General features: G+C 72.1%; 22 protein-coding genes. 15 read left to right on the top strand and 7 right to left on the bottom strand.

Annotated elements, in window-relative coordinates; genetic code table 11:
* Positions 1–84 precede the first annotated feature (84 nt).
* The 3 genes from N8I84_RS37930 (at position 85) to N8I84_RS37920 (ending at position 2972) form a co-directional block, all read left to right on the top strand.
* Complete coding sequence (locus tag N8I84_RS37930; RefSeq protein WP_263234046.1) at positions 85–1023, top strand: ABC transporter ATP-binding protein; 939 nt, start codon at positions 85–87, stop codon at positions 1021–1023.
* Positions 1020–1835, top strand: coding sequence for an ABC transporter permease (locus N8I84_RS37925; RefSeq protein WP_263234044.1), 816 nt, complete (start codon positions 1020–1022; stop codon positions 1833–1835). The genes N8I84_RS37930 and N8I84_RS37925 overlap by 4 nt, the downstream gene beginning before the upstream one ends.
* Positions 1836–1952: 117 nt before the next feature.
* Positions 1953–2972 carry an LLM class flavin-dependent oxidoreductase gene (locus tag N8I84_RS37920; RefSeq protein ID WP_263234043.1) on the top strand — a complete coding sequence of 340 codons (1020 nt, stop codon included), beginning with the start codon at positions 1953–1955 and terminating at the stop codon, positions 2970–2972.
* Between the two features lie 20 nt (positions 2973–2992).
* Here N8I84_RS37920 and efeB read toward each other — a convergent pair whose 3' ends face one another.
* From efeB to efeU, 3 genes are all read right to left on the bottom strand, one after another.
* The gene (gene efeB / locus N8I84_RS37915; RefSeq protein WP_263234042.1) at positions 2993–4273 is read right to left on the bottom strand and encodes an iron uptake transporter deferrochelatase/peroxidase subunit; all 1281 of its coding nucleotides are present in this window, start codon (positions 4271–4273) and stop codon (positions 2993–2995) included.
* A gap of 68 nt (positions 4274–4341) precedes the next feature.
* Positions 4342–5448: an EfeM/EfeO family lipoprotein gene (locus tag N8I84_RS37910; RefSeq protein WP_263234041.1), complete on the bottom strand. Its 1107-nt coding sequence runs from the start codon at positions 5446–5448 to the stop codon at positions 4342–4344.
* The gene (efeU, locus tag N8I84_RS37905; RefSeq protein ID WP_263234039.1) at positions 5436–6455 is read right to left on the bottom strand and encodes an iron uptake transporter permease EfeU; all 1020 of its coding nucleotides are present in this window, start codon (positions 6453–6455) and stop codon (positions 5436–5438) included. Before efeU ends, N8I84_RS37910 begins: the two co-directional genes overlap by 13 nt.
* 248 nt (positions 6456–6703) lie before the next feature.
* On the opposite strand from efeU, the gene N8I84_RS37900 reads away from it, so the two are divergent.
* Entirely contained in the window at positions 6704–7654 is a 951-nt protein-coding gene (locus N8I84_RS37900; RefSeq protein WP_263234038.1) for a TauD/TfdA dioxygenase family protein, read from the top strand.
* A 151-nt stretch (positions 7655–7805) separates the two neighbouring features.
* Here the strand turns inward: N8I84_RS37900 and N8I84_RS37895 are convergent, their stop codons facing one another.
* A complete protein-coding gene (locus tag N8I84_RS37895) occupies positions 7806–8171 on the bottom strand; it encodes a cupin domain-containing protein (RefSeq protein WP_263234037.1) in 366 nt (121 codons plus the stop codon).
* 187 nt (positions 8172–8358) lie between these two features.
* On the opposite strand from N8I84_RS37895, the gene N8I84_RS37890 reads away from it, so the two are divergent.
* From N8I84_RS37890 to N8I84_RS37875, 4 genes are all read left to right on the top strand, one after another.
* Positions 8359–10293, top strand: coding sequence for an AMP-dependent synthetase/ligase (locus N8I84_RS37890; RefSeq protein ID WP_263235016.1), 1935 nt, complete (start codon positions 8359–8361; stop codon positions 10291–10293).
* A gap of 112 nt (positions 10294–10405) precedes the next feature.
* The gene (locus tag N8I84_RS37885) at positions 10406–12913 is read left to right on the top strand and encodes a SpoIIE family protein phosphatase (protein ID WP_263234036.1); all 2508 of its coding nucleotides are present in this window, start codon (positions 10406–10408) and stop codon (positions 12911–12913) included.
* Between the two features lie 243 nt (positions 12914–13156).
* A complete protein-coding gene (locus N8I84_RS37880) occupies positions 13157–14416 on the top strand; it encodes a DUF4032 domain-containing protein (protein WP_263234035.1) in 1260 nt (419 codons plus the stop codon).
* Between the two features lie 88 nt (positions 14417–14504).
* Positions 14505–15260, top strand: a complete 756-nt coding sequence (locus tag N8I84_RS37875; RefSeq protein WP_263234034.1) for a dienelactone hydrolase family protein — start codon at positions 14505–14507, stop codon at positions 15258–15260.
* A gap of 13 nt (positions 15261–15273) precedes the next feature.
* Here N8I84_RS37875 and N8I84_RS37870 read toward each other — a convergent pair whose 3' ends face one another.
* Positions 15274–16143 carry a universal stress protein gene (locus N8I84_RS37870; RefSeq protein WP_263234033.1) on the bottom strand — a complete coding sequence of 290 codons (870 nt, stop codon included), beginning with the start codon at positions 16141–16143 and terminating at the stop codon, positions 15274–15276.
* A 134-nt stretch (positions 16144–16277) separates the two neighbouring features.
* Here N8I84_RS37870 and N8I84_RS37865 point away from each other — a divergent pair, with 134 nt between their 5' ends.
* Genes N8I84_RS37865 through N8I84_RS37855 form a run of 3 tightly spaced genes read left to right on the top strand, consistent with a single transcriptional unit; the run spans position 16278 to position 19787 of the window.
* Positions 16278–17957, top strand: coding sequence for an FAD-dependent oxidoreductase (locus tag N8I84_RS37865; protein ID WP_263234032.1), 1680 nt, complete (start codon positions 16278–16280; stop codon positions 17955–17957).
* Between the two features lie 22 nt (positions 17958–17979).
* Positions 17980–19440 (top strand): ATP-binding protein, encoded by a 1461-nt coding sequence (locus N8I84_RS37860; RefSeq protein WP_263234031.1) that lies wholly within the window; start codon positions 17980–17982, stop codon positions 19438–19440.
* On the top strand, positions 19437–19787 hold the full coding sequence (locus N8I84_RS37855) for a UBP-type zinc finger domain-containing protein (protein WP_263234030.1): 351 nt from the start codon (positions 19437–19439) through the stop codon (positions 19785–19787). The genes N8I84_RS37860 and N8I84_RS37855 overlap by 4 nt, the downstream gene beginning before the upstream one ends.
* On the opposite strand, the gene N8I84_RS37850 is transcribed toward N8I84_RS37855, so the two are convergent.
* Positions 19784–21235, bottom strand: coding sequence for a serine hydrolase domain-containing protein (locus N8I84_RS37850; RefSeq protein WP_263234029.1), 1452 nt, complete (start codon positions 21233–21235; stop codon positions 19784–19786). The genes N8I84_RS37855 and N8I84_RS37850 overlap by 4 nt on opposite strands.
* A gap of 191 nt (positions 21236–21426) precedes the next feature.
* On the opposite strand from N8I84_RS37850, the gene N8I84_RS37845 reads away from it, so the two are divergent.
* The 4 genes from N8I84_RS37845 to N8I84_RS42900 all read left to right on the top strand — a co-directional run bounded on the left by N8I84_RS37845 (position 21427) and on the right by N8I84_RS42900 (position 25501).
* Positions 21427–22398 carry an LLM class F420-dependent oxidoreductase gene (locus N8I84_RS37845; protein WP_263234028.1) on the top strand — a complete coding sequence of 324 codons (972 nt, stop codon included), beginning with the start codon at positions 21427–21429 and terminating at the stop codon, positions 22396–22398.
* A 90-nt stretch (positions 22399–22488) separates the two neighbouring features.
* Positions 22489–23763, top strand: coding sequence for a 4-hydroxybenzoate 3-monooxygenase (locus N8I84_RS37840; RefSeq protein ID WP_263234027.1), 1275 nt, complete (start codon positions 22489–22491; stop codon positions 23761–23763).
* 113 nt (positions 23764–23876) lie between these two features.
* Positions 23877–24581: a serine/threonine-protein kinase gene (locus tag N8I84_RS42905; RefSeq protein ID WP_313884322.1), complete on the top strand. Its 705-nt coding sequence runs from the start codon at positions 23877–23879 to the stop codon at positions 24579–24581.
* A gap of 74 nt (positions 24582–24655) precedes the next feature.
* Complete coding sequence (locus tag N8I84_RS42900) at positions 24656–25501, top strand: hypothetical protein (RefSeq protein ID WP_313884321.1); 846 nt, start codon at positions 24656–24658, stop codon at positions 25499–25501.
* Between the two features lie 78 nt (positions 25502–25579).
* Here N8I84_RS42900 and tgmB read toward each other — a convergent pair whose 3' ends face one another.
* On the bottom strand, positions 25580–26536 hold the full coding sequence (gene tgmB / locus N8I84_RS37830) for an ATP-grasp ribosomal peptide maturase (protein ID WP_263234026.1): 957 nt from the start codon (positions 26534–26536) through the stop codon (positions 25580–25582).
* Between the last annotated feature and the right edge of the window lie 7 nt (positions 26537–26543).

The following is a 26543-nucleotide window of genomic DNA, read 5'->3' as shown; positions in this document are numbered from 1 at the left end:
ACGCACCGACGGCGGAAGCGGCCCGGCATCCGGCCGGAGCAGTCCCGCGCGACAGCCGGGCGCGGTCGTACGAGGGTGGAGGGCATGATCGAGGCCCATTCCCTCACCAAGCGCTTCGGCGAGCGCACCGCCGTCGACGACCTGAGCTTCACCGTGCGGCCCGGCATCGTGACCGGGTTCCTCGGGCCGAACGGCGCCGGCAAGTCCACGACCATGCGGATGCTGCTCGGCCTGGACGCGCCCACCTCCGGCCGGGCCGTGGTCAACGGCAGGCACTACGCCGATCACCGGGCGCCCCTGCACGAGGTGGGGGCCATGCTGGAGGCGCGCTCGGTGCACACCGGGCGCAGTGCCCACCACCACTTGCTGGCGCTCGCCGCGACCCACGGGATCTCCCGGCGGCGGGTCGAGGAGGTGATCGACCTGGTGGGACTGCGCGCGGTGGCACGCAAACGGGTCGGCAGCTTCTCCCTCGGCATGGGGCAGCGGCTGGGCATCGCCGGGGCGCTGCTCGGCGACCCGGCGACGGTGATCCTCGACGAGCCGGTCAACGGCCTCGATCCGGAGGGGATCCGGTGGATCCGCGATCTGCTCAAGGCGCTGGCCGCCGAGGGGCGTACGGTCCTCGTCTCCTCACATCTGATGTCGGAGATGGCGCTCACGGCCGAGCATCTGATCGTGATCGGCCGGGGACGGCTGATCGCGGACACGTCGGTCGCGGAGTTCGTCGCGCGGGCCGCCGGTGAGGTGGTGCGGGTCCGCACCGAGGAGGCGGAGCGGCTGCACGGCCTGCTGGCCGGCCCGGACGTGTCCGTCACGACCGAGGAACCGGGCGTGCTGACGGTGACCGGGCTCGGCAGTGAGCGGATCGGCCGGATCGCGGCCGAGAACAGTATCGCGCTGGCCGAACTCACGCCGCAGCAGGCCTCGTTGGAGGAGGCGTTCATGCAACTCACGGGAGACGCCGTGGAGTACCGGACACCGGCGGCGCACCTGGTCGGCGCGGAAGGGCGTGCGGCATGACGACCGCATCGGTGATCCCCGCCACGGAGCGGGGCGAGGTCACCCAGCTGCGGGTGATCCGCTCGGAGTGGATCAAGCTGCGGTCGCTGCGGTCCACCCTGTTCACGCTCCTCGCGGCCGTCGTCGCGATGGTCGGACTCGGCTGTGTGTTCAGCTACTTCACCGCCCACCGGTGGGACGAGCTGCCGCCGCAGGAGCGGTTCGCCTTCGATCCGACGCTGGTCAGTCTGCGCGGCTTCTTCCTGGCCCAGCTGGCCGTCGGCGTGCTGGGGGTTCTGGTGATGAGCGGGGAGTACGCGACGGGCATGATCCGCGCCTCGCTGGCCGCGGTGCCGCGCCGCCTTCCGGTGCTGTGGGCGAAGGCCCTGGTGTACGCCGTGGTGGCGTGGGTGCTGATGACGGGGGCCGCATTGGCCGCCTTCCTGCTGGGTCAGGCCACGCTGTCCGGACGTCACCTGGGAACCTCGCTGAGCGCACCCGGAGTGCTGCGCGCGGTCCTCGGCGCGGGTCTGTATCTGACGGTGGTGGGTCTGATCGGGGTGGCGCTCGGTGCGCTGATCCGCAACACGGCGGGCGGGATCGCCACCCTCTTCGCCGTCCTGCTGGTGCTTCCCGTGCTCGCCCAGGCGCTGCCGTCGTCCTGGCTCGACGCGATCAACCCGTATCTGCCGAGCACGGCGGGCCAGGGTCTCGTCCACGTCCAGCAGCAGCCGCACACCCTGGCGCCGTGGGCCGGGTTCGCGGTGTTCTGCCTCTACGCGCTGGCGACGCTGGCCGGGGCGGCGGTGACGCTCCGGCGCCGCGACGCCTGATGCGATGTGCCCGGACCGCCCTCAGCTGCTCGTTCACGTGCGTGCAACGATCACCTGCGAGAATCGGACACAGCACCGGCGTACGGCAGACATGCCACGGACCCTGGAGGAAGCCCTGTGCCGCCGACCTCGCAACCGTTGCGGAAGCTGGGCTTCCTGACCATCGGCCTGTTCGACGAGGCGGATCCGGGCCGCGGGCACGATTCGACGCTGGAGATCATCGAACTGGGTGAGCGGCTGGGGTTCGACAGCGCGTGGGTGCGGCACCGGCATCTGCAGTACGGCATATCCTCGCCCGTCGCCGTGCTGGCGGCGGCCTCCCAGCGTACGAGCCGGATCGAGCTCGGCACCGCGGTCATCCCGCTCGGCTGGGAGAACCCGCTGCGCCTCGCCGAGGACCTGGCGACGGTCGACATCCTCTCCGGGGGCCGGCTGAACCCCGGTGTGAGCGTCGGCCCGCCGATGCACTACGAGCAGGTGAAGCAGGCGCTCTACCCGGACACCGCCGACGTCGAGGACTTCAGCCACGAGCGGGTGCAGCGGCTGCTGGACTTCGTGCGCGGCAAGCCCGCCAGCGACTTCAGCGGCGTCACGGGCTTCGAAGTGTTCTCGAACCGTGTGCAGCCCCACTCCCCCGGCCTGGGCAGGCGCCTGTGGTACGGCGGCGGGAGCCTGCGCTCGGCCCAGTGGGCGGGCGAGCACGGGATGAACCTGCTCACCTCCAGCGTCGTCAAGGCGGAGGAGTCGGAGGACTTCGCCGAGGTCCAGCTCTCCCACATCCGCACGTTCCGCGCCCACCACCCGGACGGTGAGCGTGCCCGCGTCTCACAGGGGCTGGTGGTCATCCCCACCGACAGCGCCACGGCGGAGCAGCGCGCCAAGTACGAGGCGTACGCGGCGAAGCGGCTGCCGCGCACGGCGACGCCGCAGGGCCCGGCGCGGATGATGTTCGCGCCGGACCTCGTGGGGCCGTCCGACCGGATCGCCGAACAGCTATACGCTCACGCCGCGTTCCGCGAGGTGGACGAGGTGGCGTTCGCGCTGCCGTTCACCTTCGAGCACGAGGACTACGTGCAGATCCTCAGCGACATGGCGACGCGCCTGGGGCCCGCGCTGGGCTGGCGGCCGGCCGGTTGACCACCCGGCGGCGGGGGCCGTCAGGCGGACATGAGCCCCCGCCCGAGCCAGTCCGAGGAGTCCTTCACACCGGGCAGGGCGAAGAAGTAGCCGCCGCCGGTCGGGGAGATGTAGTCCACGAGGGGCTCGTCGATCAGCCGGGTCTGGGTGGCCTCGAACTGGCGCTGCACGTCCTGCTGGTAGCAGCAGAAGACGAGCCCCATGTCGAGGTTGCCGATGCTGTCGACGCCCCGGTCGTAGTTGTAGCCGCGGCGCAGGATGCGGGAGTTGTCGGTCTTCGCGGTGCGGGGGTTGGCGAGCCGTATGTGGGCGTCGAGCGGGATCGCCGTGCCCTGCGGGTCCTTGGCGTAGTTGGGGACGTCGGTCTCCTGGGCGCCGTCCAGCGGGGCACCGGTGTCCTTGCGGCGGCCGAACATCTTCTCCTGCTCGGTCAGCGAGACCCGGTCCCAGAACTCCACGAGCATCCGGATGATGCGGATGACCTGGTAGCTGCCGCCGGTCGCCCAGGCGGGCTCGCCCAGTCCCTCGTCGACCCAGACGAGACGGCTCATCTCGCGGGACGACGTGACGTCGGGGTTGGCTATGCCGTCCTTGAAGCCGAGCAGGTTGCGCTGGGCGCCGCTCGGGCGCGGCGTGTTCTGGAAGCCGTCGATGCGCCACTTGATCTGCATGGCGCCGCGGGTGTGCCGGGCGATGTCGCGCAGCGCGTGCAGCACGGTGTCCTGCCGGTTGGCGCAGATCTGCAGCGACAGGTCACCGTGGCACTCGGCCGGCTGCAGGCTGTCGTTGGGGAACGTGCGCATGGGGGTGAGGCGGCGCGGTTTGGCCTTGGCGAGGCCGTAGCGGTCGTCGAACAGGGAGGCGCCGACCCCTACGGTGACGGTGAGCGCGTCGGCGGGGACCTCGGGGCCGAGGATGCCGTTGTCGGAGGGCGGCGCACCCACGCCGAGGTCCTCCGGTGTGCCGCCGGAGGTGAGGAAGCGGGCCCGCTCGGTGATCGTCCGCAGCAGGTCGGTGAGGCCCTTGCGGTCCTCGGCTATGACGTTGAAGGAGACGAAGGTGGCGGCGGCCGGGGCGGGGGTGATGATGCCCGCCTGGTGGGCCCCGTGGAAGGGGACCTTCGTGGTGTTCGTGTCGTCCGCCGCGTGCGCCTCGCCGGTGCCGGCCTGGCTGAGGGCGAGGCCGCCGCCGACCAGGACCGCGCCCGCGGCCCCTGCGCCCAGGGCCGTCTTCACGAAGGAGCGGCGACCGTGACCGGCGGGGCAGCCGCCCTGAGGGGCGGGCGTTTCGGCGGACGGCATGGAGCGGTTCCCTTCGGCGTGTGCGTTCTCGGCTTCGGTACGGGCGTTGGCGGCGCGCTCCCGCCCCATCAGGCGGACTTCCGGATCTCGAGCAGGTCCGGGATGGGGGCGAGGTCCTCCAGGAGCTGTCCGGTGGCCCCGTTCAGCCGGTCACGGGCGGTCTCGTCGAGCCGGTCGACGGGGGTCCAGGAGTCGCCGTGGTGGGCGGCGTCGAGCAGCTTCTGCACCCGGGCGACGTCCGCGTCCACGGTGGGCAGCAGCTTCGGGGCGCGGGTGGTCAGCAGCGGCTTGAGGACGGTGAGGAGCTCGCGCGTGCCGGCCAGGTTGGCGTCCGCGGTGGCCAGTTCGGTGCCGCTGCCCTGGTCGGCGTCGCCGCTCAGCTCGAACTGGAGCGTGTTCTCCAGGATCTCGTGGGCACGCAGGGGCAGGTCGCCCGGGTCGAAGGTCTGGGTGGGGAACGCCTTCCGCAGTCCGGCGGCATCGTCGGCGAGCTGCTGGGCGGGGGCCTTGAGCCGGTCCGCGGACTGGCCGTGCCACAGCCCGTACTCCAGGCGGTGGAAGCCTGTGAAGTCCTTGTCGTTCACCCCGCCGGGCAGGCCGTCGGGACGGCCGTTGATCTTCTGGTCGAAGTCCTCGAAGGTGCCGTAGGCGGCGCCCAGCGAGGAGTACGTGCGGTGGGCCGTCAGCCAGTCGGCGCGGGCCGCGTCGAGGTGGCCCGCGGAGACGTCGTCGCTGAGCTTGCGGGTCTGGGTGACGAGGGTGGCCAGGCCCTGTTCGACGTACGTCCGGTACGCGGCCAGGGGCGCGGCGAGGTCCTTCTCGGAGACGGGGACGACGGCCTTGGCGCCGGCGCCGCCGCTCACGCGGACCGCCTTGGAGGTGACGGCCTTGCCACCGGTGGGCACGCAGCGCCAGGCGTAGCTGCCGCCCGCGACGGTGGCGACGAGGTCGCGCGTGGTGCCGGGGGCAAGGCCCTCGATCTCGCCGTACACCGCGTTGGTGGCCGGGTCGACCAGGTACACCTCGGAGGTCTTGTCGCCGGTGTTGTGCATCTGGAAGGTCTGCCGGCCGGGCTCGGGCGGGGTGAAGCCCTTGCCGCACTCGGTCTCGGACACGGCGACGGTCTGGCTGCCGCCGGGCTCGGAGCCGCTGACGGCGACGATCAGCCCTGCCACGACGGAGGGGACGGCGACGACGGCGACGGGGACGGCCCAGACGGGGCGGCGGCGGGCCGGGGTGTCGGACGGGGTTTGCGGTGCCTTGGCGGCGGGCCCCGGCCGCCCTCCTCCGCCTTGAGGTCCTCCTTCGCCTTCACCGCGGGCTTCGCCCGGTCGGCCGGCGTGGGCTTCGCCCGGGTGGCCGTGGCCCCGGCCCCGCGCACGCCGCGTACGAACAGCGTCATCACCACGGCGAGGTATCCGGCGTAGGCGACGACCTGCAGCCACGTCATCGTCGGCGTCAGGTTGAACACGCCCTGGATCAGGGTGCTGTACCAGGAACCGGCGTCGACGCTGCCGCCGAGGTCCACGGCATAGGCGGTGCCGCCCGGCAGGACCCCGCCCTCCTGCAGATCGCGCAGGCCGTAGCCCAGCACCCCGGCGGCTATGACGATGAGGACGGCGCCGGTCGCGGTGAAGAACCTGGTCAGGTTGATCTTCAGGACGCGGCGGTACAGACCCCAGCACAGGCCGGCCGCGAGGACGAGGCCGATCCCGGCGCCCGCCATCGGACCCGCCGACTCCCCGGCCGCGCGCGCCGTGGTCCACAGGAACAGAGCCGTCTCCAGGCCCTCGCGGCCCACCGCGAGGAACGAGGTGAGGATCAGCATGCCGGCGCCCATCGCGAGCGCGCCGGTGACCTTCTCCTTGATCTCGCCGGAGAGACTGCGGGCCGAGCGGCGCATCCAGAAGACCATCGCGGTGACGAACGCGACGGCGATCACGCTGAGGGTGCCGCCGAACGCCTCCTGGGCGGTCGCGGACAGGGATGCCGCGGTGAACGTCAACACAGCGCCGAAGCTCATCGCGAGCGCGATCGCGGCGAGGACTCCGGTCCACACCTGGGGCAGCCGGGACTTCGCACCGGCTCTCACGAGGGTCGCGACGAGGATGGAGACGATGAGTCCGCCTTCGAGCCCTTCCCTCAGTCCGATGAGAAAGCTCGGAAACGCGTCATCCCACATGCGGCCCTCCCCGGCATGCCCCCCGCCGTCGGTCGTGCAGGTTAGCGAAGGCATGCCTTACCAATGCCGAACCATCATGACGACAGCCGTGTCGCCAATTGCCCATGGGACGGCAATGGGACGGCAAAAGGACCGACATGGCGAGGGCTGACGGGTCACTCGTACGCAGCCTGTGTGATCTTTCGCACGAGCCGGCGGCGGGCGATGCTTGCCCCGTGAGGTCCTGACCCACCACGGACGGAGCCCGTATGACGACGGACAGTGGTACCGCGGTCGAGGTGAGGCCCGTCGCGGGCCACATCGGTGCCGAGATCACCGGGGTCGACCTGGCCGGCGACCTGCCGGACGCGGCGGTCTCCACGATCAGGTCGGCCGTGCTGCGCTGGAAGGTGGTGTTCTTCCGGGACCAGAAACTGGACCACACGGCGCACGTCGCGCTCGCCCGGCGGTTCGGCGAGCCCGTCGTCCTGGGCAGGCGCGGCAGTGCCTCACCGCGGGACTTCCCGGAGGTGGAGACCACGGCCGACCGGCTGGAGCTGGGCGGGCGCTACGGCATGGACCACGACGAGTGGCTGCGGCGCAGGCGCCACTCGCTGTTGCGGGGCTGGCACTGCGACCACGGCGCCCGCGTCGATCCGCCCGCCGCGACCATCCTGCGCGCCGAGAGCGTGCCCCCGTACGGCGGGGACACCCAGTGGTCCAACCTCGCAGCCGCCTACGCGGGTCTGTCGGAGCCCGTCCGGCGTTTCGCCGACAGCCTGCGCGCCGAGCACCGGCTCGGCGTCGGATACCAGCCTCGGCCCGGCGACGACGCGTACCTGCGTCATCTGCTGGACCACCAGGTGGCCACGGAGCATCCACTGGTCCGGGTGCACCCGGAGACGGGCGAACGGGTGCTGTTCGTGAACGGCTACTACGTCGAGCAGATCCTCGGCCTGTCACGCGCGGAGAGCGCGCACATCCTGCAGATGCTCCTGGAGCAGGCCACGCGCCCGGAGTACACGGTCCGTTTCCGCTGGGAGGCCGGCAGCGTGGCCTTCTGGGACAACCGGGCCACCGTTCATCTGGCCCCGAGCGACCTCGTCGGCCCCGAGCATCCGCGGATCATGCACCGGGTGATGCTCGCCGGGGACGTCCCGGTCGGCCCGGACGGCCGGCCCTCGTCCCCGATCACCGGTACGTCACCCGGCCGCTGGTGACGCGACGGCGCCCGGAAACTCACCCGGCACGCCGCCCTCGGCGAGGACCCACCCCGGATACGGCGCGGGGAAACCCGGCGAGGACGCCCGCGTACGGCGCGGCGGGGACCCGCACGCCCTGCGGGTCCCCGCAGGCCTTCTCCCTGCGCCGCTATCCGCGGTCCGCCCTCGCGTACTCCTGTGCCATGGGACCCGCGAAGTCCAGGACCACGACGGGATCGTCGCCCTCGACCCACGCGTCGTGCCCGGCCGAGCAGACGAAGACGTCGCCGGGCCCGAGCTCCTCCTCGGCCCCGTCGTCCATGCGGATGTGCATCCGCCCCCGGACGACATAGCCGTTGTGGTGGAACTGGCAGCTCTGCGTGCCGGCGATCGGGGCGACGGACTCCGACCAGCGCCAGCCGGGCTCGAAGGTCCCGACCGCGAAGTCGAGTCCGGTCAGATGGACGGCCTCCAGGTGGCCCCGGGGGAAATCACGCCGCTCGTCAGGCTTGTCCGCTGCCTTCACTTCGAGCATGACCGCTCCCTCCGCAGTCAACGGCTCCTTCCACTTCATCGTCCGCCCGTCCATCCGGCACCGCCAGAGCGGGACCGGCGGGTTCGTCGCCGTTTCCGGCACGTCCGGCGGAAACCTGGGCTACATTCGAGCACCGCCGATGCCGCAACCATCGGCGATCAAGCAGGAAAGCCTCGGGGGGCGGCGCATGCGCGACTTTGGGAACGCCCGTCCGGCCGCCCCGGACCCGGTGTCAGGGCCGGTGATGACGGGCGGACTCGCCGACAGCGTCTTCGACACGGCAAGCCGGAACCCGGACCTTCCCCTGGTGGCACGCCGCAGCGACGACGGATCCTGGATCCCCATGACGGCGGCCGAACTGCGTGACGAAGTGGTCGATCTGGCGAGGGGACTCATCGCCTGCGGCATCCGCCCCGGCAACCGCGTGGCCATCATGGCGCGCACCCGCTACGAGTGGACTCTGCTCAGCTGCGCGCTGTGGGCGATCGGCGCCGAGGTGGTGCCGGTCCATCCCACGTCCTCGCACGAGCAGGTCGAGTGGATCCTGAGGGACGCCGGCTGCGTCGCCGTGGTCGTCGAGGACGAGCACGGCGTGATGACCGTGGGGTCGGTGTGCGGCTCGCTGCCCCGGCTGCGCCACGTCTGGCAACTGGACGTGGGCGCGCTGGACGATCTCGTGGAGCGCGGTCGTCCGGTCCCGGCCACGACCGTCGACTCGCTGCGCCGGATCGTGCTGCCGGAGTCGACCGCGATCGTCGCCTACACCTCCGGCACGAGCGGGCACCCCCGCGGATGCGCGCTCAGCCACCGCAACCTGGCGAGCCCCTGCGACACGCTGCTGGCCGGTTGGCGGCACACCGCGGCACCGCCCGGTGAGCAGCCCTCCATCCTCGTCTTCCTGCCCTTCTCGCATGTGTACGGGCTGATGCTCCAGGGGCTGTGTCTGCGCGGCGGCATCCTCATGGGCCACGAACCCGAGCTGTCCGCGGAGGCCCTGGCCTCGTCGTTGCTGACGTTCCGGCCCACGTACCTGTACGCGGTGCCGTACGTCTTCGAGAAGCTGTACAAGAAGTTCCTCCAAACCGCCCAGCAGGCGGGCCGGGGTGCCCTGTTCGAGCGGGCCGTCCGCACCGCGCAGGACTACGCGCTCGCGGCCGAACGGCAGCGGCTGGGCACCGGGCCCGGCCCCGGCTTCGACCTGAGGCTGCAGCACGCTCTCTACGACAAGGCCGTGTACCGCAAGCTGCGCGCCGCGCTGGGCGGGCGGGTGTGCGGGGCGGTGTCCGGGGGATCGCCCCTGAACCGCGAACTCGCCCTCTTCTTCGCGGGCATCGGCATCCTCGTCCACGACGGGTACGGGCTCACCGAGACGAGCGGAGGCATCACCGCGCAGCCGATCGGGCGGGAGAAGTCCGGCACGGTGGGGCGCCCGCTTCCGGGTGTCGACGTACGGGTGGCCGAGGACGGGGAGATCCTGGTGCGCGGCCCGTCGGTGTTCCAGGGGTATGTGGGCGACGACCACGGCACCCGCGCGGCGCTGCGCGACGGCTGGCTGGCCACGGGAGACATCGGGCGTCTGGACTCCGAGGGGTATCTGTCCATCACGGGCCGCAAGAAGGACGTCATCGTCACGAGCGGCGGCAAGAGCGTGGCCCCGGCGGCACTGGAGGAGCGCCTGCGGGTGCATCCGCTCATTCACCAGGCGGTCGTCGTGGGCGACAACCGGCCCTGCGTCGGCGCCCTGATCACCCTGGACCCGGAGTTCGTGGCGCACTGGCGCGGCGCACTGTTCACGCGCGGGGACACCCCGGGCCGGGAGGGCCGGGACGCCCGGGAGGAGAACGCGCTGCGGCAGGAGATCGCACGCGCCGTGGCCGCCGCCAACTGCACGGTGTCGCGGTCCGAGTCGATCCGGGTCTTCCGAGTACTGCCTGAGCCGTTCGACGTGGCGAACGGGCTGCTGACGCCGTCGATGAAGCTGCGCCGGGACGCCATCGCCCGCAGGTACGCGGTCGAGATCGACGCCATGTACCAGTCGGCGTCACGCGTTCCACGGGAGCGGCGGCCGGAGGAGCTGCCCACGTGGGACGACTCCGACGACGTGTTCCGGCGCGTGCGGTGACCGCTTCCGTGACCGCTTCCCGGGCCGCCGGTCCGCCGGGATGCGCGGGCACGACGGGGCGGCGCATGCTGACTGTGGTACGGACCCGACGGCCGGGGACGAGGGCAGACCGATGCGAGGGAGCATCGACGACACGGGCAGCGCACTCGGGACGCCGGCCACGGCGCTGATCCGCGCGGTGGTGGACGCGCTGCGTGCCGTGGGCGGTCTGGCGTGCGGCGTGTACCTGCGCTCCGGCACGCCGGGTGTGCTGCGCCTGGCCGTGCTCTCCGGGCTGCCCTCGAAACTCTTCCGGCCGTGGTCGCGGCTGCACCAGGACCGGCCGTTCCCCGTCGCGGACGCCTACCGCCGGGGCGTGCAGGTGGTGCTCAGCGACGCCACGGAGACGATGCGGCGCTATCCGCAACTGTCCGCCGGGCTGCCGTTCCGCTTCGGCTCGGTGTACGTGCCCGTGCGGGCCGGTGCCACTACGTACGGTGTGCTGACGGTGCTACGGCCCCCGGCGCCGTCCGCGACCGAGGCGCTGCCCGACCGGGGCCGGCTGACGGCCGTAGCGGACCGGCTGGGCCACACCCTGGCCGCCCTGGAGGCGGGCGGGGATCCGGTGGTGTGGGACGGGCCGTCGCTGTGCGTACGACCGCCCGCGGCAGGCCGGCCGCAGGGCCGCATCGGGCACTTCGTATGGGACACGGCCGACGGGACGGTCACCACGGACGACACCTTCAGGGGGCTGGCGGCGGGCTCCGCGTACGACGTCGTCCGGTCACCGGAGGCGCTCGCCCGGGCCGTCTCCCCCGACGACGCGCACCTGGTGCTGTCCGCGCTGCGCGAGACGGCAGCCGGCGGCTCGCCGGTGCGGCCGTTGCGGGTGCGGGCCGAGGACGGTGGAGAGCGGCTGCTGGAGTTCTGGACGGAGGGGGCGGAGCACGGCAGGCACCGGGTGGGCGGTCTCGTCATCGATCCGGGACCCGGCCCTGCGGCGGAGGGCGCCACGGACCTGCTCCCGGACGGGGTGTTCGCGTTCGACCGGCTGGGCCTGATCACCTACATCAACCCGCGGGCCGCCGACCTGCTGGGGCGGCCGCCGGCGGAACTGGTCGGCCGGCCGCTGCTGGAGGCCGTGCCATGGCTGGACCGGCCCGCCTACGAGGACCATCTGCGGGCGGCGCTGCTGTCGTCCGAGCCGGTGCACTTCCAGGTCGAGCGCCCCGCGACCGGGCCGCACGGGGAGCGGGACGGCGACTGGCTCACGTTGTCCGTCTATCCCGGCCCCGACGTCGTGACCTGCCGGGTGGTGCCGCTCGGGCACACGGCGGAGGCGGCCTCGGTGGAGGAGACGGCGGCGACGACCGCCGCGGGGACGCTCGGCGCGCAGGGTGCGCTGGCCCCGGTGTACCGCCCCATCGTGCTCGCGATCGCGCTGTCCGAGGCACTGACCGCCCGTCAGGTGTCCGAGGTGGTGATGCGGGAGCTGCTGCCCGCGTTCGGGGGGCGCCATCTCGCCATCTACCTGCTGCACGAGCGGCGTCTGTACCTGGCCTGGGAGACCGGCTTCCCACCGAGGTTCCTCGGGCAGTTCGAAGGGGTGGCACTGGACGCCAAACTGCCGGGCGTCGAGACCCTCACCACGGGCCGTCCCTTGTTCTTCGAGTCGATGCAACAGCTGGAGGCCGCCTATCCGGGCATCCCGCTGGACGCCGATGTCGGCTCGCGGGCCTTCCTGCCACTGATCGCCTCCGGCCGACCGGTCGGCTCGTGCATCCTCGGTTTCGAACGGCCGCGGTCCTTCAGCTCCGAGGAGCGCACGGTGCTCACCGCACTCGCCGGGCTGATCGCGCAGGCCCTGGAGCGGGCCCGCCGCTACGACTCCGAGGCGGCCCTGGCCCGCGGTCTGCAGGAGGCCCTGCTGCCGCAGCGGCTCTCCAGGCACCCCCAGGTGGAGACCGCGGGGCGCTATCTGCCGGGCACCCAGGGCATGGACGTGGGCGGCGACTGGTACGACGTGGTGGAGGCCGGGGACGGTCTCGCCCTGGTCATCGGCGATGTGCAGGGACACGGGGTGCAGGCGGCGGCCACCATGGGTCAACTGCGCAGCGCCGTAAGGGCGTTCGCACTGGGCGACCATTCTCCGGACCAGGTGATGAGCGGAACGAACCGGTTGCTCATCGGACTCGACCCGGGGCAGTTCGCGAGCTGCTGCTACATCCGTCTCGACCCGGTCACGGGGGCGGCGCGCGCCGCGCGGGCCGGGCATCCGCAGCCGCTGCTGGGCCATCCGGACGGGCGTGCGGACGTGCTGGACCTGCCCGGTGGGGTGGTGCTCGGGGTGGACCCGGAGGCCCGGTATCCGGTGACGTGGCTGCGGCTGGAACCGGGGGCCGTGCTGGCGCTCTACACGGACGGGCTGGTCGAGCGGCCGGGGGCGGACATCGACGAAGGGGTCGGTGAACTGCGTGCGGCGCTGTCGCACGAGTGGGAGGCGTCTCACCGGCGGGCGGGGCTCACCCTGGCGGAGCTCGCGGACCGGCTCACGGACCGGGCGCGGCGCGCGACGGACCGGCCGGACGACATCGCGTTGCTGCTGGCGGCGCGGCGGGGTGGGGGCGACGGTGCATCGTAGGCTCCGACCGGTCGTGGCCCTCGGCTCGCCGTGACCCCGGCGCGGGTGGTGCGGGGCTCAGTCCGTGCCGGTGGGCGCCGCGGTGATCTCGCCCCCACCACCCCTCCGGGGGGCCCGGACTGCGGCTGGGCCGCCACCGCATGTTCCCGTCCAAGATCCGGCCGCCTGTTGACTCCGGTGCCGTGCTGGTGCGGTGATGCTCCTTGGTACGTCGGCCGACCGTGAGGCGAGGACAGTTCATCGATGGCTCTGCAGATCAGCGCGACCAATCCGGAGCACCCCGCGCTCCTGCTCGAACTGCCGTGGCAGCTGCCCCTGGAGGAGTGGCCGGAGCATTACCTCGTGCCGCTGCCCCGCGGTATCTCCCGGCACGTGGTGCGCTACGCACGCGCCGGTACGGAGGTGGTGGCCGTCAAGGAGCTCGCCGAGCGGCCCGCGGTGCGCGAGTTCGAGCTGCTGCGGGACCTCGACCGGCTCGGCATCCCGGCGGTGGACCCGCTCGCCGTGGTCACCGGCCGTACCGGCAAGGACGGCGAGCCCCTCGAGCCGGTGCTGATCACCCGGCATCTGCGCGGCTCGATGCCGTACCGCTCGATGTTCGAGACGACCATGCGGCCCGCGACCATGCACCGGCTGATGGACGCGCTGGCCGTGCTGCTGGTCCGGCTGCATCTGGCGGGGTTCGCCTGGGGTGACTGCTCGCTGTCCAACACCCTGTTCCGGCGGGACGCGGGCGCCTACGCCGCGTACCTGGTGGACGCCGAGACCGGCGATCTGCACCCCCGGCTGAGCCCGGGGCAGCGGGAGTACGACCTCGATCTCGCGCGCGTCAACATCAGCGGTGAGCTGCTGGACCTGGAGGCTTCCGGGGCACTGCACCCGTCCGTCGATCCGATCGAGTTCGGCATGGAGATCTGCCAGCGGTACTCAGGCCTGTGGGACGAGCTGACCCGCACCTCCGTGTACCCGGCGGGCAAGCACCACTACATCGACCGCCGTGTCCGCCGCCTGAACGACCTCGGGTTCGACGTGGCGGAGATGCAGATCTCGCACTCCTCCAACGGCGACACCGTCACCTTCGTGCCGAAGGTCGTCGACGCCGGGCACCATCAGCGGCAGCTGCTCCGGCTGACCGGCCTCGACGCCGAGGAGAACCAGGCGCGGCGGCTGCTGAACGACCTGGAGAGCTGGATGGCCACCCAGGACGACTACGCGCCCGGCGACCCCCTCGCCGCCCGGCCCGAGGTGCTCGCCCACCGGTGGGTGCGGGACGTGTTCCGGCCCACCGTGCGCGCGGTGCCGCCGGAGCTGCGGGGGGCGATGGATCCGGCGGAGCTGTACCACGAGCTGCTGGAACACCGGTGGTATCTGTCGGAGCGGGCCCAGCACGACATCGGTCTGGACACCGCCGTGAAGGACTACGTGGACAACATCCTGCCCAAGGTCCGCGAGACGCTGACCGATCCGCAGGAAGAAGAAGACGGTCCCGTTCGGCCCTCCTGAGCGATCAGCCGGCCGGCGTTGCGATGATGATCGCAAGGCCCGGCCGGGGTCGTCGCCGGCCGGACGTCGACAGGCAGGAGAACCACATATGACCGCCACCCGTGGAACGTCCGTGGACATCCCCACCGAGGACGGCACGGCGGACGCCTACCTCACCCACCCGGACGACCACAGCCCCCACCCCGCGGTCCTGCTCTACATGGACGCCTTCGGACTGCGCCCGTCCCTGAAGAAGATGGCCGACCGCCTCGCCGGGCACGGCTACACGGTGCTGGTGCCCAACGTCTTCTACCGCCACGGCCGGGCGCCCGTCGTCGAGCTGCCCGACTTCATCGACACGGACGCACGTCCGGAGCTCTTCCAGAAGGTCATGCCGCTCATCCGGTCGGTGACGCCCGAGCGGGCCGAGCGCGACGCCGACGCCTATCTGCGCCGGCTCGCCGACTGCCCGCAGGCCGTCGACGGCCCGGTCGGTGTGACCGGCTACTGCATGGGCGCCCGGCTGGCCCTGCGCACCGCCGGGACGCATCCGGAGCGGGTCGCCGCCGTGGCCGGCTTCCACGGCGGGCAGCTGGCGACCGACAAGCCGGACAGCCCCCATCTTGCGGCCGACCGCATCACCGCGGAGGCGTACTTCGGACACGCCGACCACGACCACTCCCTGCCGCCCCAGCAGATCGAGCGGCTGGAGAAGGCACTCACCGACGCGGGTGTGCGCCACCGCTGCGAGGTCTACCCGGGCGCCCCGCACGGCTACACCCAGGAGGACACCTCCAGCTACCACGCCGAGGCGGCGGAAAGGCACTGGCGGGAGCTGCTGGCCCTCTTCGACCGGGCCCTGTGAGTCGGAACCTGTGTCAGGCGGGCGGTACGACCGCCACCGGGCAGGGCGCGTGGTGCAGCAGCGCGTGCGCCACCGATCCGATGCGGGGCCCCACGGCCCGGCTGGCACGGCGTCCCACCACCACGAGCTGCGCGTCACCGGCCGCGGAGAGCAGCACCTGGGCGGCGCTGCCCATCTCCACGTGCTCGGTCACCGGCACGTCGGGGTAGCGGTCCCGCCAGGGGCGCAGCGCCTCGTCGAGCGCCTTCCTCTCGAACTGTTCCAGCCCACCGGCCTCGTCGAGCAGCTTGAGCGAGCCCGGGCTGTAGGCGAACACGGGCGGCAGGCTCCAGGCCCGTACGACGCGGACGGCCGCGCCCCGGGCGGCGGCCGTCTCGAACGCGAAAGCGAGCGCGGGCGCACTGTCGTCCGGCCCTCCGTGCTGTCCCACGACGATGTCGCGGCCCGCCGCCTCGGCGGCGGGCCGGTCGCCCGCGCGGACCAGCACCACGGGCCGGGTGGACTCGGCGATCACCTGCTGGCCGACGGAGCCGATCAGGAACCCGACGACCGCGCCGTGCCCGCGTGAGCCCAGCACCAGCAGTTCGGCCGTGGCCGCCTCGGCGACCAGCGATTCGACGGGCGCTTGCCGGCGCGCCTCGGCGGTGACGGTCAGCTGCGGGTGCCGCTCGGTGAGCGTGCCCCGGGCCGCGTCCACGACCTCCCTGGCCCACCCGGCCTGGGCGTCCTCGTCGGCCGCCAGGGCGACGTCCAGGGCCTGCCACTGCCAGGCGTGGACGATCCTCAACGGCAGGCCCCGGCGCACGGCCTCCCGGCCCGCCCAGGCCGCCGCGGCGACGCTCTCCGGCGATCCGTCCACTCCCACGGTGATCGGGCGGGTCATGCTGCTGCCTTCCTGTCGCTGCTCCGGTGCAGGTGATCATGCCACCGGTCAGGTGCTCACCGGGTTCAGGAGCGAAACCGGACGAACGAACATACGATGGCCGGGACGTGGATGAGCTCGGGGCGGGAGACCTTATGGCACAGGCTGCGGGGGCAGCTGCACGGACCGTCATCCTGACCGTGGACGACGACCCCGGAGTGTCGCGTGCCGTGGCGCGCGACCTGCGCCGCAGGTACGGCGAGTCGTACCGCATCGTGCGAGCCGAGTCCGGTGAGAGCGGGCTCGAGGCGCTGCGGGAGCTCAAGCTGCGCGGCGACCTGGTGGCGGTGATCCTGGCCGACTACCGGATGCCGCAGATGAACGGCATCGAGTTCCTGGAACAGGCCCTGGACGTCTACCCGGGCGCGCGGCGGGTGCTGCTGACGGCGTACGCGGACACCAACGCGGCCATCGACGCGATCAACGTGATCGACCTCGACCACTATCTCCTCAAGCCGTGGGACCCGCCCGAGGAGAAGCTCTACCCGGTGCTGGACGATCTGCTGGAGGCATGGCGGACCTCCGACTACCGGCCGGTTCCGACTACGAAGGTGGTCGGCCACCGCTGGTCGGCGCGCTCGTCGGACGTACGCGAGTTCCTGGCCCGCAACCAGGTGCCCTACCGCTGGTACTCGGTCGAGACCCCGGAGGGGCAGCGGCTGCTGGCGGCGGCCGGGCAGGACGGGGAGCGGCTGCCGCTCGTCGTCACCCCGGACGGCACGCCGCTGGTCGAGCCGGAGGACCCGGAACTGGCCGCGCACGTGGGCCTGGCGACGACGCCGACCTCGGAGTTCTACGACCTGGTCGTGATCGGCGGCGGGCCCGCCGGCCTCGGGGCGGCGGTGTACGGGGCGTCGGAGGGGCTGCGGACGCTGCTCGTGGAGCGGTCCGCGACCGGTGGTCAGGCCGGGCAGAGTTCCCGCATAGAGAACTACCTCGGCTTTCCCGACGGTGTGTCGGGCGCGCAGCTGACGGACCGGGCTCGCCGGCAGGCGAAGAAGTTCGGCGCGGAGATCCTCACCGCGCGGGAGGTGTCCGCTCTCGAGGTCAACGGTGCCGCCCGGATCGTGCGGTTCTCGGACGGGACCGCGATCGGCGCGCACAGCGTGATCCTGGCGACCGGCGTGTCCTACCGGCAGCTCCAGGCGCCGGGGCTCGCCGAGCTGACGGGGTGCGGGGTGTTCTACGGTTCGGCGCTGACGGAGGCCCCCGCCTGTTCCGGGTACGACGTGTACATCGTGGGTGGCGCCAACTCGGCGGGCCAGGCGGCGATGTACCTGTCCCGGGGCTGCAAGTCGGTCAACATCCTGGTACGCGGCGAGTCGCTGTCGGCGTCGATGTCGCACTATCTGATCCAGCAGATCAACGACGCTCCGAACATTCACGTCCGCACCCGCACCGTGGTGGACGCGGCGCACGGCTCGGACCATCTGGAGAAGCTGACGCTGCGGGACGTGGCGACCGGGCAGACCGAACTCGTCGACGCGCAGTGGCTGTTCGTGTTCATCGGGGCGGCCCCGCTGACCGACTGGCTGGAGGGGACGGTGCTGCGGGACGAGAAGGGGTTCATCCCGACCGGCCCCGACATGACGAGCGACGGGCAGCCTCCGAAGGGCTGGGAGCTGGACCGGCCCCCGTACCACCTGGAGACCAACGTCCCGGGTGTGTTCGTGGCGGGCGACGCGCGCGCCGAGTCCGCCAAGCGGGTCGCCTCCGCGGTGGGCGAGGGAGCAATGGCCGTGATGCTCGTCCACCGGTATCTGGAGCAGTCATGAACCCACGACGCGGGGAGCGGTGATGAGCGGCCGGCCGATGGCGTGCGACCGGGCGGAGCTGAAGACGCTCTTCCTGTTCGAGAAGCTGGATGACGAGCAGCTGGCGCGGCTGTGCCGGGAAGGGCGGGTGGAGGAGTACGACCCCGGCCCGGTCTACACCGAGGGTGAGCCCGCCACCTGCTTCTTCGTCCTCCTCAAAGGTACGGTCGTGCTGTCGCGGCGGGTCGGCGCCGACGACGTGGAGGTCAACCGGACGTCGCAGCGCGGTGTGTACGCGGGCGCCTTCCAGGCGTACCTGGGCGACCGGGCCGCGGCGTCGTACGGCGGCTCGATGCGGGTCACCGAACCCTCGCGGTTCTTCATCCTGCCCGCGGAGACGTTCGCCTCGATCATGCGGGACTGGTTCCCGATGGCGGTGCACCTGCTGGAGGGGCTGTTCTTCGGCTCCAAGAACACCCAGCAGGTCATCAACCAGCGGGAGCGGCTGCTGGCGCTCGGATCGCTGTCCGCCGGTCTCACCCATGAGCTGAACAACCCGGCCGCGGCGGCCGTGCGCGCCACCTCGGCGCTGCGCGAGCGGGTCGCCGGGATGCGGCACAAGCTGGGCGTGATCGCCGCCGGACGCTACGAGCCGGACGCGCTGCTGACACTGGTCGAGATCCAGGAGCGGACGGCCGAACAGGTCGCCAAGGCCACGCCGGTCAGCCCGCTGGAGGCGTCCGACCGCGAGGACGCGATCACCGACTGGCTCGACGACCGCGGTATCGACGGCGGCTGGCAGCTCGCGCCGACGTTCGTGCAGGCCGGACTCGACACCGACTGGCTGGACCAGGTCGCGGCGGCCGTCGACGAGCGGACGCTGGAGGGCGCGGTCCGCTGGCTCAACTACACGGTCGAGACCGAGCTGCTGATGAACGAGATCGAGGACTCCACGACCCGGGTGTCCACGCTTGTCAACGCGGCACGGCAGTACTCCCAGCTCGACCGGGCGCCGTACCGGACGGCCGATGTGCACGAACTCCTCGACAGCACCCTGATGATGCTGTCCGGGAAGATCGGCAAGCGGATCACCGTCGTCAAGGACTACGACCGGTCCCTGCCGAACATCCCCGCCTATCCGGGCGAGTTGAACCAGGTGTGGACCAACCTCATCGACAACGCGGTGTCGGCCATGAACGAGGCGGGCGGGCAGGGCACGCTGACCGTGCGGACGGCCCTCGACCACGACCGGCTGCTCGTGGAGTTCCGCGACACGGGACCGGGTGTGCCGGAGGAGATCCGCGACCGTATCTTCGACCCGTTCTTCACCACGAAGCCGGTCGGCCAGGGAACCGGGCTCGGCCTGGACATCTCCTGGCGCATCGTCGTCAACAAGCACCACGGCAGCCTGAGCGTGCGGTCCGAACCGGGCGACACGCGGTTCCAGGTACGGCTGCCGCTGACCGCCGTGGATTCCGAGACAGCACCGGAGGCGTCGTCATGAGCACAGTGCAGGGCATCGACCCGAGCGTCCCGCCGAGCGGCACCGGGTGCGTGGAGTGCGACGCGGCGGGCGGATGGTGGTTCCATCTGCGACGGTGCGCGCAGTGCGGGCACATCGGGTGTTGCGACGACTCGCCCGCGAAGCACGCGACCGCGCACTTCCATGCCACCGGGCATCCCGTGATCCGCAGCTTCGAGCCGGGCGAGGACTGGTTCTGGAACTACGAGACGTCCGAGCTGTACGAGGCCGGGCCCGAGTTGGCTCCTCCTGCCTGTCACCCCGAGGACCAGCCCGCGCCGGGACCACGGGGGCGGGTCCCGGCCAACTGGATGGAGACGCTCGGCTAGGGCCTCTCGTTTGGATCATACCGGGCTCGAGGGGCCCTGTGCCGGCTCAGTGGCCCCACGTGGAGCGGCGTGGTGTGCCAGTGGGCCGTGAACGTGCCCGTGCCGGGCGTGCCCGTGATCGTCAGGCGGTGCGGGGTCTCCAGGAACAGGACGTCGGCGCTCAGGGTGTCCGGGGTCGTCCAGCCGCCGCTCGTCGCCGTGGGGAGCGGGTCCTCCTCGACCGCCCAGGCGGAGCCCGGAAGACGGAGCACGAGGCGGTCCTCGCCCTCGACCAGGGTCATGCTCCAGGTGCCGTCCTCGTGGGCGACCTCGACCGCCGTCAGCGTCGGCTGTTCCGGGCAGTGGCCGCCCTGCGGTGTCAGGCGGATCGCCGACCGGAGTCCGGGTGCGGCGTCTGCCGCGACCGGGGGCAGCGCGAGGCGTTCGAGGCGGTGCTGGAGTGCCTTGTCCTCGTCGTCGCGGCCGGTCAGCGGGGCCGGCCCGAGCGCGGGCAGCAAGTGGCCCCACATCGCGTCCAGCAGCTGCTGCATCTGCTCGGTCGCCGCGGTCGTGGCGATCACCGCGTCGTGCTCGGGCAGGACGACGCAGAACTGGCCGTACGCCCCGTCGCCCCGGTACCCGTGCCGTGACCCCCAGAACTGGTAACCGTATCCCTGCTGCCAGTCCGGCACGGGGTCCCCGGCCCTGAAGCCGACGGTGGCGATGTGCGGGCGTGTCGCCTGCGCCACCCAGGACGACGGCAGCACGCGCCTGCCCTCCCAGACGCCGTCCTGGAGATACAGCTGGCCGAGGCGGGCGACCGCGTCCGTGGCGGCGTGCAGCCCGGTGAATCCGAGGTCGCGGCCTCGCGGATGCTGGACCCAGACGGCCTCCCCGATGCCGAGCGGGTCGAAGAGCCTCGGGCGCAGGTACTGGGTCAGTGACTGTCCGGACTGCCGCTGCACGATCGCGGCGAGCGTGTACGTCGCGGGCTGGTTGTAGGCGAAGACCGTGCCGGGGTCCCGGTCCGGCGGGATCAGCAGGAAGCCGCGCACGGGCTCCGCACGGTCGTGTGCCAACGCCTCGGTCCAGGTCTCGGCGAGGTGTCCGCTCGCCATGGACGCGACGTGCCGGACCAGCATGCCTCGGCTGCTCGGGGCGGTGATGTCCGCCTCGAACTCGGGGAAGTACGAGATCACGGGCGCGTCGAGGTCGAGAAGGCCCTCGGCGACGGCCAGCCCGGCGGCGGTCGAGGTGAAACTCTTGCTGAGCGAGTACAGCAGGTGGGGGCGGTCGGCGGTGTAGGGCGCCCACCAGCCGGAGGCAACCAGTCGGCCGTGGCGCAGGATCATCAGGCTGTGCGGCTCGATGTTCGGCGCCGTCTCCACCGCGTCGAGGAACGCCTGGATGCCACGGGCGTCGACCCCTTGCTCCCCGGGTGTGCTGACGGGCAACGGGCGGGCACTCATCGGGCGGCCTCCTGCACGATCTCAGTGGCGATCGGACAACTGCCGGTCAGGACCGCTGAACACGCTTGCCGACCGGACGGCTGATCGTTGTATCCGCCATCCTTCCGCGTCCGCCCGGCGGGTGTCCACGGTGCCGTCGCACGGACCCCCATGGCCAGTTTTCGTCCCGTCCAACCGGGAACCCGCGCTTTATGGTGCGAATCGGATACACGATGATGACCGAACAGGCGGGCCCGCGCGAGCTCGTCGACCATGTGGTGCGGGCCGAGGAGGCCGGGTTCGACTTCTCCGTGACCTCCGACCACTACTTCCCGTGGCTGCGGGAGCAGGGCCACGCCCCTTACGCGTGGAGCGTGCTGGGCGCCGCCGCCCAGGCCACCTCGCGCATCCCGCTGATGACGTATGTGACCTGTCCGACCGTCCGCTACCACCCGGCGGTGGTGGCCCAGAAGGCGGCGACGATGCAGCTGCTGTCGCAGGGCCGCTTCCGACTGGGGCTCGGCGCCGGCGAGAACCTCAACGAACACGTGGTGGGCCGGGGTTGGCCCTCGGTCGAGGTGCGGCACGAGATGCTGGAAGAAGCGGTCGGCATCATCCGCGACCTGTTCGGCGGAGGCCACGTCAGCCGGCGGGGCAAGCACTTCAGTGTGGACTCGGCACGGCTGTGGGACCTGCCGGAGGAGCCGCCGCAGATCGGTGTCGCCGTCTCCGGCGAGCGCTCCTGTGCGCTCGCGGGCCGGCTCGCCGACCTGGTCATCGCCACGGAGCCGAAGCAGGAGCTGCTGACCGCTTTCGACCGGCACGGTGGCGAGGGCAAGCCGCGGGTCGGGCAGCTGCCCGTCTGCTACGACCGGGACCGGGACGCGGCGATCCAGCGGGCGCACGAGCAGTTCCGCTGGTTCGGCTGCGGCTGGAAGGTCAACTCCGAGCTGCCGCATCCGGATTCGTTCGCGTCGGCCACCCAGTTCGTCACGCCCGACGACGTGGCCGCCTCCATTCCGTGCGGCGACGACCCGGCGGACTTCGTGGAGGCCGTACGGCCCTATGCCGAGGCCGGGTTCACGGAGATCGCGCTGGTGCAGATCGGTGGCGAGTCGCAGCCGGAGTACATCGACTGGTCGAGCAAGGAGCTTCTGCCTGCCCTGCGGGAGGCCCTGGGCTGAGGCCGCGAGCGCGGGGGCGGGGGCCGGGGCGGGCAGGCGTAACGGCGCCTGCCCTGTGAAGGGTTGACGGTACGCCGCCATAATGACCCGGTGATCGACTTCTCCCCCGCCCCCGTTCCCCCGCCCGAGCCGCGCGTCGCGGTCGTCATCGTCGGCGCCGGTCCCGCAGGGCTGACACTCGCCAACCTCCTGCGGGACGCCTCCGTCGACTGTGTCGTCCTGGAGCAGGAGAGCAGGGAGTTCATCGAACAGCGGCCGCGGGCGGGGTTCCTCGAGGAGTGGGCCGTGCGGGCGCTGGAGCGGCACGGGCTGGCCGGGCGGCTGCTGGAGACGGCGCAGACGCACAGCGAGTGCGAGTTCCGCATCGACGGGGAGCGGCTCCGGTTCCCGTACACGGAGATCTCCGGCCACCACCACTTCGTCTACCCGCAGCCGCTGCTCGTCACCGACCTCGTACGGGAGTACGCGGACGTCAAGGGGGGCGACATACGGTTCGGCGTGCGGGACGTGGAGGTGCACGGAATCGACACCGACGAGCCGTCCGTGTCGTACACGGATCCGGACTCCGGTGAGCGTCGGCGCATCGCATGCGAGGTGATCGCCGGCTGCGACGGCGCCCGTGGTGTGACCCGGGCCGCTCTGCCGCCGGAGCGTGCGCACCTCGCGCGGCTCGACCACGGGGTCGGCTGGCTCGCGCTGCTCGCCGAGGCGCCGCCGTCGTCGGACTGCGTGGTCTTCGGGGTCCATCCGCGCGGTTTCGCCGCCCACATGGCGCGCAGTCCGCAGGTCACCCGCTACTACCTCGAGGTGCCGCCCGGCGAGGACCCGGAGAACTGGCCGCACGAGCGTGTCTGGTCCGAGCTGCGCGAACGGCTGTCCGTCGGCGGGGCGCCACCGCTGACCGAGGGGCGGCTGATCGAGAAGCGCGTCCTGGACATGCACAACTATGTGGTCCAACCGATGGCGTACGGGCGGCTGTTCCTCGCGGGCGACGCGGCGCACCTGGTGGCTCCGATCGCCGCGAAGGGCATGAACCTCGCCCTGCATGACGCGCTGCTGCTCGCGGACGCGCTCATCGCCTACCACCGCACGGGCGACACCGGCGGCCTGCGCGGCTACTCGGCGGCCAGCCTGCGGCGGGTGTGGCAGTACCAGGAGTTCTCCGAGTGGTTCGCGGAGCTGCTGCACGGGCCCTCGTCGGGCGATCCGTTCCGTGCGGGCAACGCCATCGCCCGGCTGCGACGGCTGTTCCACTCCCCCGCGGCGGCGGCCGCGTTCGCCGAGTCGTACATCGGCGCGACCGCGAAGGTAACCGACGGTAAACTACCGACCAGTAGCCAAGGGGGCGCGTTTTCGCACGTGTGAGCGGTGCATGGCGGGCCGGGAAAGCCGGTTCGTAGAAAATCGCCTTTCTTTGAACACCCACCGTCACGTCCGCCGTACATCCGGGAAAGGGAGAGTCCGGTGCGCTGCGAGGGATGACGATGGACCACGGGCAGGTCTCCACACGGGAGTTGATCGCCGGACGGTACCGGACGCTCGAAGTCGTCCACCGGGAGGAGGGGCGCACCGTCTGGCTCGGCGAGGACGCGGACTTCGCACGGCCGGTCACGCTCACCGGATCGCGGCTCGCACAGCTGCGGCCCGAGGTCGCCCCGCGCCGAACGATCGCCCGGATCCTGCGCGAGTCGGAGGCCATGGAGTCGCTGTGCCCCGGCCGGATCGCCACCGTCCTCGACGTGGTCGACGACAACGGTGTCCTGTGGACCGTGACGGAACGGATCGACGGCACGCCGCTCGGGGAGATCCTCGATCGCGGGCCCCTGAACCATGTCCGTGCCGCCCGCATCGGCCTCGGGATCCTCGACGTCCTGGAGGCCGCCCACCGGCGGGGCGTCACTCACGGGGACCTGAGTCCCGGGCAGGTGTTCGTGCAGGAGGGGGGCCAGGTCGTGGTGACCGGGTTCGGACTGATCGGATCGTCCGTCACCCAGCGGGTCACCGCGCCGTCGTACGCCTCCCCCGAACAGGCCCGCGGCTCGAGCGCCGGGCCGGCGGCGGACCAGTGGGCGCTCGGAGCGCTGCTGTACGCGATGGTGGAGGGCCGTCCGCCGGTCCGGGACCGCGGCCCGGCCGAGGCGACGCTGCGCGCCGTGGACCGGCTGCCGCTGCGCCCCCGCTGAGCGCCGGGCCGCTGGCCCCGGCCATCACGGGGCTGCTGCGCCGCGACGCCCTGGAGCGGGTCCCGGAGCCCGCGGTGCGTGCCTCCCTGGTGCGCATCGTGAACGACGACCTCGACGAGCCCACACAGGAGACACTGATGCCGCGCCTGAGGGGGGCGTGGCTGGTGGCCCACCGGACGGGGCGGGCCTGGAGCAGACCGGCCGTGCGCCGGTCGGTGCTCGTGGGCGCGGGGCTCGTGCTCGTGGCCTCCTCGGTCGCGATCCTCGTCGCGGCCGTCGGCTCGGAGGGGAGCGGGCCGTCGGCGGCCGGGACGGAGCCGTCGCGCTCCGTCGCGCCCTCGCGGCCGGCCGCGCCGACCGGGCACGACACCGACGGCACGACCCTCCCTCCCACGACGAGTGCGGCACCGGCACCGTCCACGCCCCCGTCGTCGTCGCCCACCACCGGGAAGCCGGCGACGACCTTCCGCCGCTACGACGCGCCCGAGGGCTTCTCCATCGACCTGCCCCAGGGATGGAAGCCCATTGACACCCTCAAGGCCGCCGAGGGCACCTACCGGGTGACGTTCGGCGCGAGCGGGGACCCTCGCACCCTGGCGGTCACCTACAGCGTGCGGCTCGGTACGGATCCGGTCGCCGTGTGGCGCAAGCTGGAGTCCTCCCTGAAGAGCACGTACGCCGACTACACGCGGGTGGGCGACATCCGCGCCGTGACCTACCAGGGCCACAAGGGCGCCGACATGGTGTGGCTGTCCACGGTGGACGGCGTCCGGGTGCGCACCTTCGGGCGGGGCTTCCTGCTCGGCGACGGCCGCGGCTGCTCCCTGCGCTGGACGACCCCGGCGGCGGACGCGCAGAGCACCGCCGACGAGCAGGCACTGGACGTGTTCCTGAGAACCTTCCGGCCGCCGGCGGAGTGAGCGGGAGTCGGGAGCCCGCAGGAGAACGGGGCGGCACGGCTGATCCGTGCGGATCCGCTCCGCCCCTCGGCTCCACGGCTACCAGCGGCTTTCCGAAGACCGCCGGTCGGGCGCGCGCCGGGCCAGCCAGTGGGCGATCGCCTCCGCTATCGGCTGGCCGGTCTCCAGTTCTATGAAGCCGAACTGGCCGCCCTGGTTGCACTCCAGGAACCACCACACGCCCTCATCGTCCTCCGCGAAGTCGAAGGCGGCGTAAGCGAGGCCGGCCAGCGCCAGGTACTCGCGGACCGACTTCACGATGCGGTCGGGCACCACGGTGGGCTCCCAGGAGTACTCGGTGTCGCCGTACCGGCCGTCCACCTGTCCGGGCGCCGTTCTCTTGCGGGCGCCGAACAGACGCGCGCCGACGCAGGTCAGCCGGATGTCGGCGCGCTTGGGGATGTAACGCTGGAGCAGGGCCGGTCCGGCCGCGACCGCGGAGAAGTCGGCGTCCGGGCCGATCAGCGTCGTCGGCAGGGCCAGTTCGGGGTCGTCCGGCGGCGGCCCCGACGCCGACTTCACCACCACGTCCCGGTACTCCTCGGCGAACTGCTGGGCCACACGCGGCGCCGTGGTGACGACGGTCGGCGGCACGGCGAAGCCGCTGAGGTGGGCGATCCGCAGCTGCCACGGCTTGTAGCGGGCCTGCTCGGCGTTGCGGGGATGGTTCATCCACCGTGTGGACGCCGAGTAGAGCATGCCGTACAGGGCCTGGCGGGTCTCCGCGGTGAGCCATGTCGAGGGCTCCGTGGCGTGGGCGGCCGGTTCGCCGGGCCGGCGGACCCACACCGAGCGCAGGCCGCCCATGCTCAGGACGTGCCCGCCCACCGAGAGGTGGCCGTCGAAGTCGCCGTGGGCGTAGTCGGCCGACAGCACCGCCCTGCCGGGGAGGTCGGCGGGGTCCAGGCGCATCACGGGCACAGCCCGCTCGTGCAGCTCGGCCACCACCATGTCGGCCGTCACGTCCTGCTCCGACGTGAGGATGAGAACCGTCATCCGGTCC

The sequence above is a fragment of the Streptomyces cynarae genome (assembly GCF_025642135.1).
Taxonomy (GTDB): domain Bacteria; phylum Actinomycetota; class Actinomycetes; order Streptomycetales; family Streptomycetaceae; genus Streptomyces; species Streptomyces cynarae.
The sequence above is the reverse complement of the archived record's forward strand: the minus strand, read 5'-3'. Positions and strand labels throughout refer to the sequence as shown.